Source organism: Arthrobacter sp. PL16 (genome assembly GCF_035985055.1).
Taxonomy (GTDB): Bacteria; Actinomycetota; Actinomycetes; order Actinomycetales; family Micrococcaceae; genus Arthrobacter_D; species Arthrobacter_D cheniae.
The window spans coordinates 70385-84068 of the sequence record NZ_JAXCIC010000008.1; the positions used below are offsets into that span (position 1 = coordinate 70385).

General features: G+C 67.3%; 13 protein-coding genes. 2 read left to right on the top strand and 11 right to left on the bottom strand.

The features are described 5' to 3' along the window. Window positions 1–249: 249 nt before the first annotated feature. Window positions 250–519, bottom strand: coding sequence for a 30S ribosomal protein S15 (gene rpsO / locus RCH21_RS14730; RefSeq protein WP_087072138.1), 270 nt, complete (start codon window positions 517–519; stop codon window positions 250–252). Between the two features lie 103 nt (window positions 520–622). Further along, the gene (locus RCH21_RS14735) at window positions 623–1618 is read right to left on the bottom strand and encodes a bifunctional riboflavin kinase/FAD synthetase (protein WP_120148120.1); all 996 of its coding nucleotides are present in this window, start codon (window positions 1616–1618) and stop codon (window positions 623–625) included. A gap of 253 nt (window positions 1619–1871) precedes the next feature. On the opposite strand from RCH21_RS14735, the gene RCH21_RS14740 reads away from it, so the two are divergent. Further along, the gene (locus tag RCH21_RS14740; RefSeq protein WP_326965018.1) at window positions 1872–3761 is read left to right on the top strand and encodes a hypothetical protein; all 1890 of its coding nucleotides are present in this window, start codon (window positions 1872–1874) and stop codon (window positions 3759–3761) included. Here the strand turns inward: RCH21_RS14740 and RCH21_RS14745 are convergent. The 4 genes from RCH21_RS14745 to truB form a co-directional block, all read right to left on the bottom strand. Continuing rightward, window positions 3758–4480: a DUF4345 domain-containing protein gene (locus RCH21_RS14745; protein WP_326965019.1), complete on the bottom strand. Its 723-nt coding sequence runs from the start codon at window positions 4478–4480 to the stop codon at window positions 3758–3760. The genes RCH21_RS14740 and RCH21_RS14745 overlap by 4 nt on opposite strands. 157 nt (window positions 4481–4637) lie before the next feature. Further along, the gene (locus RCH21_RS14750; RefSeq protein WP_326965072.1) at window positions 4638–5009 is read right to left on the bottom strand and encodes a hypothetical protein; all 372 of its coding nucleotides are present in this window, start codon (window positions 5007–5009) and stop codon (window positions 4638–4640) included. Window positions 5010–5113: 104 nt separating this feature from the next. Continuing rightward, the gene (locus tag RCH21_RS14755) at window positions 5114–5482 is read right to left on the bottom strand and encodes a hypothetical protein (RefSeq protein WP_120148123.1); all 369 of its coding nucleotides are present in this window, start codon (window positions 5480–5482) and stop codon (window positions 5114–5116) included. 2 nt (window positions 5483–5484) lie between these two features. Next, complete coding sequence (gene truB / locus RCH21_RS14760) at window positions 5485–6387, bottom strand: tRNA pseudouridine(55) synthase TruB (RefSeq protein WP_326965020.1); 903 nt, start codon at window positions 6385–6387, stop codon at window positions 5485–5487. A gap of 118 nt (window positions 6388–6505) precedes the next feature. Here truB and RCH21_RS14765 point away from each other — a divergent pair, with 118 nt between their 5' ends. Next, window positions 6506–7687: a pyridoxal phosphate-dependent aminotransferase gene (locus RCH21_RS14765; protein ID WP_326965021.1), complete on the top strand. Its 1182-nt coding sequence runs from the start codon at window positions 6506–6508 to the stop codon at window positions 7685–7687. 150 nt (window positions 7688–7837) lie between these two features. On the opposite strand, the gene rbfA is transcribed toward RCH21_RS14765, so the two are convergent. The 5 genes from rbfA to rimP form a co-directional block, all read right to left on the bottom strand. Then, window positions 7838–8275 (bottom strand): 30S ribosome-binding factor RbfA, encoded by a 438-nt coding sequence (gene rbfA / locus RCH21_RS14770; RefSeq protein ID WP_120148126.1) that lies wholly within the window; start codon window positions 8273–8275, stop codon window positions 7838–7840. Window positions 8276–8386: 111 nt separating this feature from the next. Continuing rightward, entirely contained in the window at window positions 8387–11362 is a 2976-nt protein-coding gene (gene infB, locus RCH21_RS14775; protein ID WP_326965022.1) for a translation initiation factor IF-2, read from the bottom strand. A 124-nt stretch (window positions 11363–11486) separates the two neighbouring features. Next, a complete protein-coding gene (locus RCH21_RS14780; protein WP_326965023.1) occupies window positions 11487–11906 on the bottom strand; it encodes a YlxR family protein in 420 nt (139 codons plus the stop codon). 37 nt (window positions 11907–11943) lie between these two features. Beyond that, window positions 11944–12951, bottom strand: a complete 1008-nt coding sequence (nusA, locus tag RCH21_RS14785; protein WP_326965024.1) for a transcription termination factor NusA — start codon at window positions 12949–12951, stop codon at window positions 11944–11946. Between the two features lie 10 nt (window positions 12952–12961). Beyond that, window positions 12962–13591, bottom strand: coding sequence for a ribosome maturation factor RimP (rimP, locus tag RCH21_RS14790; RefSeq protein WP_442784723.1), 630 nt, complete (start codon window positions 13589–13591; stop codon window positions 12962–12964). Between the last annotated feature and the right edge of the window lie 93 nt (window positions 13592–13684).

Consider the following 13684-nt stretch of genomic DNA (forward strand, 5'->3'; position numbering starts at 1 on the left):
CGCTCCGGAGATCACTACCGAGGACCGCGAATGCGCGGTGCCGATCGACTCCTGCTGTGCGTTGCGTACTTCCATGCTGTCAGGTCGTGCTGGTCCTGCTGGTCGTGCATTCCCGGCTTGCGGGGCGAGCCCCCACTGCCTACGGGGACGGCCGCTGTCGGCGGTCCGCTCCGACGATCGGCCGGCGTCCGCCTTCAGCAAGAAGGCGGCTACCTCTCCCAGGGAGAGGACGCCGCCTTCCGATGCTATTTATCGACGCAGACCCAGGCGCTCGATGAGCGACCGGTAACGCGTGATGTCGGTGTCCCGCAGGTAGTCCAGCAGGCGACGGCGGCGACCGACGAGAAGAAGCAGGCCACGACGCGTGTGGTGGTCGTGCTTGTGCATCTTCAGGTGCTCGGTCAGGTCGAGGATACGACGGGAAAGCATCGCGATCTGCACTTCGGGTGAACCTGTGTCACCTTCGGCGAGAGCGTATTCCTTGATGATTTCCTGCTTGATGGCGGCGTCAAGGGCCACGAGTAACTCCTAGAGTTGTACCGTGAACATGTGCTGAGCGTCGCTTGCACGACGACACAGAAGGATCCAGCCACCACGGACTGCAGCCGGATCTCCCTCGAGTTTAGCGTCTGGCCTGTTGTTCTGTCGAAAGCAGGCCGCGTGCGCGGTCGACGTCGAGCTTCATCTGCTCGATGAGTGCCTCCGGGCCCGTGTACGTCACCTGGCCACGCAACCGTTCCACGAACTCGACGACGACGGCCTGCCCGTAGAGGTCGAAGTCCTGCACCCGCTCCGGGGGACGATTGATGACGTGCGCCTCCACCTGGCGGTCGACGCCGTCGAAGGTCGGATTCGATCCTACGGAGATCGCCGCCGGCCACCTCGTCCCGGCCTCGTCGATGAGCCAGCCGGCATAGATCCCGTCCGCGGGGATGAAGCCCTGCGATGATGCGGCGAGGTTCGCGGTCGGGTAGCCGAGCTCACGACCGCGCGCTGCCCCGTGGACCACGTCCCCGCGCATGCGGTGGTGGCGGCCGAGTATTCGGGCGGCTGTGCCGACGTCACCGGCCTCCAGGGCTTCCCGCACCCAGGTCGACGAGCACCGCCGATCGCCGTCCGCGTCCGTCGCGGCCATGGGATAGCTCGTACCGAAGTCGTCGATCGCGATGACCTCGAAGCCGAGCTTCCGGCCGAGCTCGCGCATGGTCTCGATATCCCCGCTGTTGCCCCTGCCGAAGCGCACGTCGTGACCGATGACGACGGCTCGGGCCTTCAGTGCGCGGACGAAGACCCGCTCCACGAACTCCTCGGGTGTGTTCGAGGCAAGCTCCAGGGTGTAGTGCATCATCAGCAGAGCGTCTATACCGGTGCCGGCGAGTGTCTCGACGCGATCATCGAGACCCATGATCAGCTCGGGTGCGGAGTCCGGCCGGTGGACCTGCGCCGGGTGCGGATCGAAGGAGACGACGACCGCGGCGGCGGAACGCTGCCGCGCCGCTTCCACGACCTGCTGCAGCACCCGCAGGTGGCCCCGATGCACTCCGTCGAAGTTGCCTAGCGTCAGGACGGAGGGCCCGAAATCCTCGGGCACACTGTCCAGGTCTCTCCAGTAGAACACGCATCTCCTTCGCGATCCGGCCCGTTCCCGGGGTCCCGGGTGTCACCCAGCGGGTTGATTGCCGCTCCCATTATGGCCGAACGCGCCGACGCCCACGCCACCGGCTCGGCATTGCCGGTCCTGCTCCACAGCAGGGGCTCGTCGTCCTCGGGCAGATGTTTGTCCACATAGGGCACCTCCATCCGTCGGGCTGGTCCGACCGCGGACATCATCGGAGGAGTCCCCTTCCCGAAGACCCGAACGGTAGCAGCCCATGAGTATGCGACACCTCGATCCACCCGATCCCGCGCCACTTCCTGCCCCTCCCTCCCGGCGAAGTCCGGGGCGGGTCACTACCGTCACCCTTCTGCTCGCCCTCCTCCTGGGCCTGGCAGGGATGGCTCCCGCGGCCGCCGGCCCCGTATCCGGTGGCTGGCATACCGGTGCGGGCGTCGTCGGCACCGGGTACTTCGTGGGGCAGCACCGGAATGCCGAGGGCCTGATCGCGTACTGCACCGACTTCGAGCGCTTCTCACCGGACCGGGCGTCGGGCTACGGCGACGGAAACACCGGGCCGTTCGTCCGGAGTGACGGGTCCGCCCTGTCCACCGAGGACAACGCGATCCTTGCTTTCGTGCTCGGCCGGTGGGGAGCGACTGCGGATGACGACGAGGCAGCGGCGGTCCAACTCGCCGTATGGTCGCTGACCGCGGTCGGGATGGGCTGGGACACTCCCGCCATGACGGGATTCATCCTCGAACAGGGCCTGACTCCTGATCTTGCGCTCCGCGCCAGATCCATGGTGGACGAGGCTCGGACCGGGGCGGGGCCCTACAGCATCTCGGCTGCCTTCGTGCCCGAGGAGTCCCATGGTGAGGTGCGTACCGCCGTGCTCGCGGCCGATGGAACCACACGTGCCGGGCACAAGCTCCGGGCGGTCGTGGACGGCGCGACCTTCGCGGACGGCACGACGACGGCCGAATGGACGAGCAACACCGAGCAGCAGGTGCTCGAACTTCGGCGGACCGGGTTCGGGACGGCGCGCGTCACGATCACCGCACCTGCCGTGCCCGCTGCCAATGCAGCCTGGCTCGCACCGCGCGAAGCCGACGTGCAGCGGCTCGTCGTGGCCCCTCTCACAGCGGAGGTCGCCGCGTCGGTGGACCTTCCCGCATCCATGGGGTTCACGCCCGCGGTCATCACGGCGACGTCCACCGCACGCACCTCGCCGGGTACTCCTGTTCTCGATGTGCTCGAGGTGTCTGCTGCCGGCCCCGAACCGTGGCTGGTGGATCCCTCGAGCGATACGCCTGTCGCACTGGACGTCGTATCGACCCTTTGGGGTCCGCTGCAGTCCGCTCCCTCCGAGGGGGCTGGCGTACCGGACGGAACTCCGTCCCTCGGTACCGTCACGACCGCGGTATCGGGGCCCGGCCGGTATGAGACGCCGTCGCTCGTCGTGGGCACGGCTGGCTACTACGTGTGGACCGAGAGCATCGATCCGAAGACTGCCCGTCCAGCGACGGCGGCATCACTCATCGCTCCATGGTCCGGAAGGTTCGGACTGGCTGCCGAGACGACGCTGGTCCCGTGGGAACCCTCGCTGTCGACCAGGCTCTCGCACTCTTCGGCGCTCCCCGGAGCAGTTCTGCAGGACACGGTGACAGGGGACGGCTTCAGCCCGCCCGACGACGGCAGTCTGGTGCGGCTGACGATGTTCGGCCCGCTCTCGGAGCCACCGGTCGAATCACCGGAGGTACCTGCGGAAGCCACCGTCCACTCGATCATCACGGTGCCGGCGACGAACGGCGTCACCATCTCGGGCAACTTCGCTCCCCTGCAGCAGCCCGGCTGCTACACCGTCGTCGCCTCGTTCGAGGGCTCCGACGAGGAAATGCCGTTCACGTCATCCTTCGGCATACCCGCCGAGACGGTCTGCGTCGACGCGCAGCCGCTGCCGCCCAAAGCTGCAGAGCCCCCAGCAGCACCCGTGCCGTCAGCAGCAACGCCGGCTGAACCGTCCCCACCTCCCGCCGCGGTAATCGCTCAGCCGCACCTCGCCGCGACGGGAATCAGAGCCACTGCGGCGGCCGGGGCTGGGCTGATGATCGTGGGAATCGGGATGGGCCTCCGGCTGCTGACTCGGCGGCGGAACACCGGCTAGTCGCGCTGGGCGAACTCCTTGCGCATCGCACTCGTCTTGGCGATGTACTTGTGCCACACGAGCAGGGCCGGTGGGAAGGCGAGCTCAACAACCATCAGGACGATCATGACGTAGTTCGGAGTCCCCGAGAAGGCCCAGGACAGCACCCGCCCGATTCCCCCGATGAACACCATCAGGCAGACCAGCCACAGCATGTTCGCCCACTCGAATTTGATGGCGATGGTGATGAACGCCGCTCCGACGCCGACCATCATGGCCGAGAAGAACCGGAACTGGTTCTCCAGTGTCGGATTGACCGGGCTGGCCTCGGTATCAGGCAGACCCGCGGTGCCGAGGATCAGGTAGTAGGCACCGAAGCCGGCAATGACCAGTCCCACCAGCACGACGACGGTACGGAACACGTTCCAGTCGCCACCCGAGCTTGCCTTTCCGGCTTTCTTGACCTTGTCACCGGCTTTGCCCTTCGCCTTATCCCTGGTTCCCTCAGTGGACGGAGCGCCGGACCCGGCACCAGCCGACACGTTGCCCGATGATGACTGGCCGGTGCGCGGCAGGGAGGACGCCGTCGACGTGGCCGGTGGGTTGCCCGTCCGGCCGGGCTCCCGTGAAGGAGCTCCGGAGGAACGGACACCCGCCTCGTCGAAGCCGCGGGGATCGGACGACGCCGGCCGTCCGCTCGCCGCGGAGGAGTTGTCGTGCTCGGGATTGTTGCTGGTCATGTCGCTCCTGAAGGCCGAATGGTGCTTTAGCGTCATGATCTCACGGGGCAGGCCGCCGCTGTTGGCGATTTCCCCGGGTTGGGGTGATCGTGGGTAGCAGCTACCGCGGGTGGCCGCACCGCTCGCTGCCGCCTGCGCTCCCCCTGACCCGACGACGTCAGATCCTCGAGCGACCAGGCCTGTTCCGCCGCAGCCAGATCAGCCCGAGGACGGGCAGGATGAGGGGCACGAATCCGTACCCGCGCCCGAAGGCGGACCAGACGGTCTCACTGGGAAATGCCTGCGCGTCGAAGATGCTGAGGAGCCCGACCGCGATGACGCCCACCAGTTCGGTGGTCACCGCGACAACAGATATGCGGTAGGCACGCGTTCCCGGCCGCGCAAGCGACACCGTAGCCACGATGTAGACGATCGCCGCCACCGCGGAGAGCAGGTACGCCACCGGAGCCTCGCTGAACTTCGTGGCGATCTGGAACCCCGCCCGGGCGGACGCGGCCAGCGCGAAAACGCCGTAGACGGCGATCAGCAGCCGGCCGGGGCCCGTGGCACGGCTCGGGGCAACTCCGTCGGTATCGGAAGCTGATGCCCCTGGATACCTGCGGGTCGCTGACTCGTCGCCGTCTGGTATACCGGTCACAGGCCGGCCACTCCGTCCCAGATCTGTTCCATTCGGTAGAGCATGACGAAAACTGTCAGGCCCGCCGCTGCCAGGACGAAATTACTCCAGCGTGTCCTCTCGAGGATCGCCCACCAGAACGCACCCACGGGTACCAGGAGTGCCGTCAGGAGATAGCCCCAGAACTCCCAGCCTTCGCCGAGGACGGGATCGCCGGTCGACTGTCGGATCACCGCACCCACCGCATAGGCCAGCAGGAAGAGCTCCACTGCCGCTGTCGAGAGGATGGTGATGTCGTTCGGGGGTTGGCGCAGGACTGCTGCTCCGATGCAGAGTGCCGCCGAGACGGCGGAGACCACTACCCCGATGAGGAAGAAGGGGTCCATGGTCACTCCTTCCCACCGGGTGCGAACACCAGGGCTGTCCGCGCGGACCCACCCCTGTTCTCGAGCAGCGCAACAAGGGTTCCATCCGGCGAGAAGGCAGCCACGTGCGCGTCCGGCTGGTCGCTGGGGTCGATCCTGCGCCCGTGCGACACATCGGCGGCTTCGGCATCGGACAGCTCCCTCACGGGAAAGAGCGCCCGTCCGGCGTCGTCCAGCGACAGGACGTCGAGATGCTCCGCCAGCTGCTCCAGCGTGCGGGCCTGGTCGATCGAGTACGGACCTACCTGTGTCCGCCGCAGGGCGGTCAGGTGCCCGCCGACGCCGAGGGCGGACCCTAGATCGCGTCCGAGGGCTCGAATGTAGGTCCCCGAGCTGCACTCGACCGTGACGTCGATGTCCTGTAGGCGGCCGTTGCTCACGCGGCGGATCGCGTGGATCTCGAAGCGGTGGATGGTGACGGGACGCGCCGGAAGGTCGACGTCCTCACCGGAGCGCACCCTGGCGTAGGACCTCTCGCCCTTCACCTTGATGGCGCTGACGCTGCTCGGTACCTGCTGGATCTCGCCCGTCAGGGCCGCTATCGCCGTCCGGATGTCGACCTCGGTCACGGCTGCGGCGATGCTGCCGCCGGTGATCTCTCCCTCGGCGTCGTCCGTGATGGTGGACTGTCCCAGCCGGATGGTTGCGGTGTAGGTCTTCGACGTGCCGACGATGAAGGTGAGGAGCCGTGTTGCTCGATTGATACCGACGACGAGGACGCCGGTGGCCATCGGGTCGAGGGTGCCGGCGTGCCCGACCTTCCGGGTTCCGGCCAACTTCCGCATGCGGGCGACGACGTCGTGGCTCGTCCAGCCCTGAGGCTTGTCCACGATGATCAGCCCTGAGTGGACCTGCCCGGCATTCACGCCCCCAGTATATGGGCGGGGCGGGGCCTCCCTCGCGTCGCGCCCGTCACCAGGCACGGGCGCGGCCTTCCCCTGAGCCCTGCCACGGCGCGCCTCCGGTCGCGATAGCATCCTGCGTATGCCCTCTGCTCCAGCCCGTGTGGTGTCCGTCCCGGTCAACCAGATCCGTGAGATCACCCAGGCCGCCTGGGCCACTCCCGATTCGATCGTCCTCAGCATCGGCGAACCCGCCTTCCCCGTCGCGCGCCATGTGCTCGAAGCGGGTATCTCTGCCCTGGACCGCGATGACACGAACTACACGCCCAACGCGGGCATCGGGCCCGTGCGGGCGGCCTTCGCCGCCAGGTTTGCGCACCTCTCGGGCGTCGATGACGACCCCTCGCGGGTCTTCGTCGTGGCTGGAGCGCAACAGGGACTCCATCTGGCGCTCAGCACACTCATCTCCGCCGGTGACGAGGTGTTGATCCCGGACCCCGGGTATCCCACGTTCACCATGACCGTCGGCCTGCTGGGTGGCGTGTCCGTGCCGTACCCCCTCGTGCCGCACCACGGCTTCCAGCCGCGAGTCGACGATCTCCAGCAACTCGTCACTCCGCGGACGCGAGTGCTCATGCTCAACTCTCCGTCGAACCCCCTCGGGTCCGTGTTCGACCACGACCTCACGCGTGAACTGGTCCGCTTCGCCCACCAGAACGATCTCTGGATCATCTCGGACGAATGCTACGAGGCCTTCACCTATGACGTGCCGCATGTGAGCCCCGCCCGGTTCGACGCCGGTGGGCCCGAAGCCGTACCTGAAGCCGTCGAGGCCCGTGTCATCACGTCCCTGACCCTCTCGAAAACCTACGGCCTCACGGGTCTTCGCATCGGCGCTCTCGTGACCCCTCCCGGCATGGAGACCGTGCTGAACAATGTCATGGAGGCGACGGTGTCCTGCGTATCGGCCACGTCGCAGTACGCCGGCCTCGCTGCCCTGACCGGCCCGCAGGATTATGTCTCCACCGCTCTGGACCACTACCGGTCGAACCGGGATGCAGCGACCGCAGTGCTCGACGGGCTCGGCATCGACTACCTCGACGCCCGCGGCGCCTTCTACCTCTGGGCGAATTTGTCCCATACGACCGGTGGTGACGTCCGCACCTGGACCAGGACATTCCTTGCAGAACGGGGTGTCGCGCTTGCTCCCGGAACGGCGTTCGGGTTGATGGGCGAGGGGTGGGTCCGGATAGCTCTCTGCGGCCGGACGGAAGAACTCGTCGAGGGTCTCTCCCGGCTGCCGGCCCCGCCATCGCATGACTGATACCGGCCCCCCCACGGCGGATCATGCGGCTGCGTGAATGACGGCGGGGATCGGCTCGGGGCACCTGGTGCAGGTACGCGAAAGGCAGCCGACGGATGTCGGCTGCCTTTCGTGACGCGCTGTGCTTGACCGTCGCGGGGACGGTGGAGGCTAGCGTGCTGCTTCGTCGTCGTCAGAGGTGCGGTACGGGTCCGCATCCCCTGCGAAGTCTGCGCCCTGTGCGATGGCCGCCACTTCGGCGTCGCGCTCGCGTGCCTTCTGCAGCAACTCCTCGAGGTGGCTGGCGTTGACCGGCACCTCGTCGGGGACGAACTCCAACGTCGGGGTCAGACGTGCGGTGATGTTCTTGCCGACCTCCGAGCGCAGCACTCCACGGGCGGATTCGAGCGCCATCCGCGTGGCCTGCTGCTCCTCGGGATCGCCGAGCACCGTGTAGTAGAGCGTCGCATGCTGGAGGTCGTTGGTGACGCGGGAATCCGTGATGGTCACGGCTTCCAGCCGGGGGTCCTTCACACGACGCCGCAGCGCCTCGGCGACGATGACTTTGATGCGCTGTGCGAGCCGCGCGGCGCGGGCCGGATCTGCCATTGCTGATACTCCTACTGAAACGGGTGTGATGGGGGAATACGACCTGCGGATTCCGGCGGTGCGACGGGCACAGGCGCCCCGGAGAACCGGGGCGCCTGTGCTGACCCGAGATCAGACGCGAGGCTTCTCCCGCATCTCGAAGGTTTCGATGGTGTCGCCTTCCTTGACATCGTTGAACGAGCCCAGGCCGATGCCACACTCGAAGTCCGTGCGGACCTCGGTGGCGTCGTCCTTGAAGCGCTTGAGCGAGTCCACGGAGAGGTTGTCCCCGATGACCTTGCCGTCGCGCAGGACGCGGGCCCTCGTGTTGCGTCGGATGACGCCCGAACGAACGATCGAACCGGCGATGTTGCCGAACTTCGAGGAACGGAACACCTCGCGGACCTCTGCGGTACCGAGCTGCACTTCCTCGTACTCGGGCTTGAGCATGCCCTTGAGTGCGAGCTCGATGTCATCGATGGCTCCATAGATGACCGAGTAGAAGCGCATGTCCACGCCCTCGCGCTCCGCGAGGTCGGCCACACGTTCGGCCGGCTTCACGTTGAACCCGATGATGATGGCATTGTCGACCGTCGCCAGGTTGACGTCGTTCTGCGTGATGGCACCGACACCGCGGTGGATGACGCGCAGCTGCACGCCTTCCCCGACATCGATCTTGAGCAGCGAGTCCTCCAGCGCCTCGACGGCACCCGACACGTCACCCTTGAGGATGAGGTTGAGGGTGTCGACCTTGCCGTCGGCGACGGCCTGGTCGAAGTCCTCGAGGCTGATGCGCTTGCGGCGCTTCGCCAGGGCGGCGTTGCGGTCTGCTGCTTCACGCTTCCCAGCGATCTGCCGTCCGGTGCGCTCGTCGTCCGTCACGAAGAACGTGTCGCCGGCCCGTGGGACATTGGACAGACCCAGCACCTGTACCGGACGCGATGGTCCCGCCTCGGTGATGACATCGCCGTTCTCGTCGAACATGGCACGGACGCGCCCATGGGCCGTACCGGCCACGATCGTGTCGCCCACCTTCAGCGTTCCCGACTGGACCAGGACCGTTGCGACAGCGCCGCGACCACGGTCGAGGTTTGCCTCGATCGCGATACCGCGGGCGTCCTTGTTCGGGTTGGCCCGCATGTCGAGGGCAGCGTCTGCGGTCAGCAGGACGGCCTCGAGCAGCTCGTCGATACCCATGCCCTGAAGCGCGGATACGTGGACGAACATGGTGTCGCCACCGTATTCCTCGGGTACCAGGCCGTACTCGGTCAGCTGGCCCTTGACCTTGTCCGGGTTCGCGCCTTCCTTGTCCATCTTGTTGACTGCGACGACGATCGGCACATTGGCCGCCTGGGCGTGGTTGAGCGCCTCGACGGTCTGCGGCATGACGCCGTCGTCGGCTGCTACGACGAGCACCGCGATGTCCGTGACCTTCGCACCACGGGCACGCATCGCGGTGAACGCCTCGTGACCGGGAGTGTCGATGAAGGTGATGGCGCGCGTGGTGTCCTCGTGCACGTGCTGGATCTGGTAGGCACCGATGTGCTGGGTGATGCCACCGTGCTCGCCCTCGACGACCTTGGTGTTGCGGACGGCGTCGAGCAGACGCGTCTTACCGTGGTCGACGTGGCCCATGACCGTGACGACCGGCGGACGGGCCTCGAGGTCGTCGTCACCCTCGGCTTCCAGCTCGGCATCGAAGTCGATGTCGAAGCTGCTGAGGAGCTCGCGCTCCTCGTCCTCGGGCGATACCACTTGGATTTTGTAGCCCAGCTCGGTGCCCAGCACCTCGAACGTGTCCTCGTCCAGCGACTGGGTGGCCGTGGCCATCTCGCCGAGGTGGAAGAGCACCGTTACGAGTGCTGCCGGGTTCGCCTCGATCTTGTCGGCGAAGTCCGTGATGGACGAGCCTCGGCGCATGGTGACGATGGTGTTGCCGTCTCCGCGGGGTACGCTCACGCCGCCCAGCGAAGGAGCCGACATCTGCTCGAGTTCCTGACGCTTTGCACGCTTCGACTTGCGCTGCTTGCCGCGCCCGGCTCCACCCTTGCCGAAAGCGCCGGCCGTGCCGCCACGTCCGCGGGTGCCCTTTCCGAAGCCGCCGCCTGCGGGAGCTCCGCTGGGGCTGTTCGGGGCTCCACCGGGTCCGCGGCGCGCGCCTGCGCCTGCGCCTGCTCCTGCGCCGGGTGCTCCGCGGCCAGGGGCAGCGGGACTCTCGGTGCGGTTGGGCATCATGCCCGGAGTGGGCCGTGATCCAGGAGCTCCACCGGGACGGGGAGCACCGGGACGAGGTGCACCCGGACGGGGCCCGCCGGCGCCGGCCGCCGGACGGGGTCCCCCGGCACCTGCTGCCGGGCGGGGTCCACCCGGACCTGCGGCGGCGGGACGCTGCTGGGCATCGTCACGACGCCCGGGCCGGGGCATGCCCTGCGATGGTGCGAACGGATTGTTGCCCGGACGCGGCGGACGGTCCGAGGTGCGATCGGCACCACGGTCCGAGTCCCCGCGACGGGAACCCATCCCCTGCGACGGTGCGAAAGGGTTGTTACCTGGCCGGGGAGCGCCACCGGGACGAGCACCCGAGGGGCGCGTCGTACCTGCTGACGGAGCTGCGGGCGGAGTTGCAGGGCGGGGCGCTGGACGCGCTGCCCCGTCCTGCGTGCCCTGCTGTGCCGGCGCTGAGGCGCTCGGGGCAGCCGGGGCTGGGTTTTCCACAGGCGCAGAGCCGTTGGAGAACGGTGATACCTGCGGTGCAGCCGGTGCCGCCGGAGCCACGGGAGTGGCGGGCGCTGCCGGTGCGGGAGTGGAGGCCGCTGCAGGTGCGGCCGGGGCGGGTGCCTCGGGAGCGGGTGCCTCGGGAGCTGCCTGGGCAACACCTGGCTTCGGACCCGACGGCGACGGCGCCGAGGGGCGGGATGGTGCGGGATCGGCGGCGGGCTTGGTAGCGCCGGCACCGGGGAATGCGCCGCGAAGTTTCTTCACGACGGGGGCTTCGATGGTGGATGAGGCTGAACGAACGAATTCGCCCAGTTCCTGCAGTTTCGCAACTGCGTCTTTCGAGGTTATACCGAGCTCTTTTGCGAGCTCGTGTACGCGGACCTTGGCCACATTTCTCCTGTCTCGGTCCGCACCGAGTCAGGCACGAACCGTCTATTTCCTACTTCTGATCCCAGTCGCTAGGGCGGCTGGCAGATCGAATGCTGAGCGCAACGGATTGGTCATCGTTGCGCACTCATCGCTGGGTTCTCATCGGGTTTCCATGAGGGTTCTGACCCGCTTTCGGGGAGGACGGTGGTGAATCGGAGCGCTTATCTCGACGCTCCAGGTGTGCCTGGAAGTCCGCTGCCAACTGCGCAGTGTCCACCGACCCGCGTAAAGCCCTGCTGAAGGCTCTTCGCTTGATGGCCGTTTCCATGCATGCCGGGTCGGGGTGCAGCCATGCACCCCGTCCGGATAGCCGGCGCCGCTCATCGATGACGGCGACAATCTGTCCGTCGATCGGTCGTGCAACAACCCGCATCACGTGTGACTGGCGGTCCCGCCGGCGGCATCCTACGCAGGTGCGTATCGGATGGCGTTCCGCCGGGTGGCGTCCGGACTCTTCTCGGTAAGCAGAGTCTTCCGGGCGCGGCTCGACAGCAGTCCCTTCCATTCTACCCCTTCCGGCTCGACCGGCTGACCGGAGCCGGTCAGTCCTTGGCAGCCGGGGCAGCCGGGGCGGACTGGGCGGGTTTGGCGGCGTCGGACACGATGTCGATCCGCCACCCGGTCAGCTTCGCGGCGAGGCGCGCGTTCTGGCCCTCCTTGCCGATGGCCAGCGAGAGCTGGTAGTCCGGCACGACGACGCGTGCGGACCTGGTGGCCTCGTCCGTGATCGTCACGGAGGTGACGCGCGAGGGCGAGAGCGAGCTGGCGATGAAGGCCGCGGCGTCGTCGTTGTAGTCGACGATGTCGATCTTCTCGTCGTTGAGCTCGTTCATGACGGCGCGGACCCGGCTCCCCATCTCACCGATGCAGGCTCCCTTGGCGTTGACACCCGGGACATTGGCCTTCACCGCGATCTTGGTGCGGTGGCCCGCTTCACGCGCGAGGGCGACGATCTCGACGGTCTTGTCGGCGATCTCCGGCACCTCCAGCTCGAAGAGCTTCCGCACCAGGCCCGGGTGCGAACGGGAAAGAGTGATGGAGGGTCCCTTCATGCCGCGGTGCACGTCGACGACGAAGGCTCGCAGCCGGGTGCCGTGCACGTACTTCTCCCCGGGCACCTGCTCGGGCGGCGGTAGGACGGCTTCCACGGACCCGAGGTGGACCTGGATCATGTGCGGATTGTTGCCCTGCTGGATCATGCCGGCGACGAGTTCACCCTCCTTGCCGCGGAACTCCCCGAGGATGTTCTCGTCCTCGGCGTCGCGCAGCCGCTGCAGGATGATCTGCCGGGCCGTGCTAGCGGCGATCCGCCCGAAACCGCCGGGGGTGTCATCGAACTCGCCGACCGTCCCGCCGTCGTCGTCCTTCTCCGTGGCCCAGATGGTGACGTGGCCGTTGCGGCGGTCAAGCTCGGCACGGGCGGTTTCGTGCGCTCCGGGCGATCGGTGGTAGGCGACGAGCAGTGCCTGCTCGATCGTGGGGATCAGCTTGTCCAACGGGATCTCGCGTTCGCGCTCGAGGAGCCTGAGCGCGCTCATATCAATGTCCATGTGGGTCTCCTTACGCGTGGTGCACGGCGCCGGAGTTGTCCGGATCGGCCCCATCGATGTCTTCGGTGTGTTCATCCTCAAGATGCGCGAATTCGACCTGGACGGTCCCCTTGCGGATCTTGGAAAATTCGAGGGCGAGCGGGTCGCCCTGCTTGGGCTTCATGCCTTTCTTGACCGGCAGCTGTGGAATGAGCCGGATGCCGGTCGCTGTGACTTCCTGCAGGCGACCGACGACGACGTCCCCCGTCACCGGCTTCACCTCAACCATGCGCCCGATGTTGCGGCGCCAGTGCCGCGGTTCGGTGAGGGGGCGCGAGACGCCGGGAGAGGAGATCTCGAGGCTGTAGGGACGGTCGTCGTCGTCGGGATCGCTGTCCATCGCCTCGGACAGATCCGTCGAGATCGCGGAGATCACATCAAGTCCGACGCTTCCCGAGGCGTCCTCGGGCAGATCGACGACGACGTGCACGGTGCGGTGGGAGCCGGCGATCTTGATGTCCACATCCTCGAGATACAGGTTGTGCTGCTCGACGACGGGCAGGAGTCTGGTCCGCAGGCGCTGTGCCGCGGCCTGCAGCTCCGCCTCCACGGCCGACTTGCGGGTCGAGGCGTGGTTTTCGTTCCCGGACCGGACCGCCATGGCTGCCTCCCACTCGATGATGTTGTCCACCAAGAGTACCGACATTCGGCAGCACCCGGTGTATGGCCGGGGAAAACCAGGACCTCCGTGGCA

What these genes read in the sequence shown, in the direction of transcription:
- RCH21_RS14755 (WP_120148123.1), bottom strand. Translation starts at nt 5,482, where the DNA reads ATGGACCCCTTCTTCCTCATCGGGGTAGTGGTCTCCGCCGTCTCGGCG.
- RCH21_RS14740 (WP_326965018.1), top strand. Translation starts at nt 1,872, where the DNA reads ATGAGTATGCGACACCTCGATCCACCCGATCCCGCGCCACTTCCTGCC.
- rbfA (WP_120148126.1), bottom strand. Translation starts at nt 8,275, where the DNA reads ATGGCAGATCCGGCCCGCGCCGCGCGGCTCGCACAGCGCATCAAAGTC.
- rimP (WP_442784723.1), bottom strand. Translation starts at nt 13,591, where the DNA reads ATGGCGGTCCGGTCCGGGAACGAAAACCACGCCTCGACCCGCAAGTCG.
- RCH21_RS14765 (WP_326965021.1), top strand. Translation starts at nt 6,506, where the DNA reads ATGCCCTCTGCTCCAGCCCGTGTGGTGTCCGTCCCGGTCAACCAGATC.
- RCH21_RS14780 (WP_326965023.1), bottom strand. Translation starts at nt 11,906, where the DNA reads ATGGAAGGGACTGCTGTCGAGCCGCGCCCGGAAGACTCTGCTTACCGA.
- nusA (WP_326965024.1), bottom strand. Translation starts at nt 12,951, where the DNA reads ATGGACATTGATATGAGCGCGCTCAGGCTCCTCGAGCGCGAACGCGAG.
- RCH21_RS14745 (WP_326965019.1), bottom strand. Translation starts at nt 4,480, where the DNA reads ATGACCAGCAACAATCCCGAGCACGACAACTCCTCCGCGGCGAGCGGA.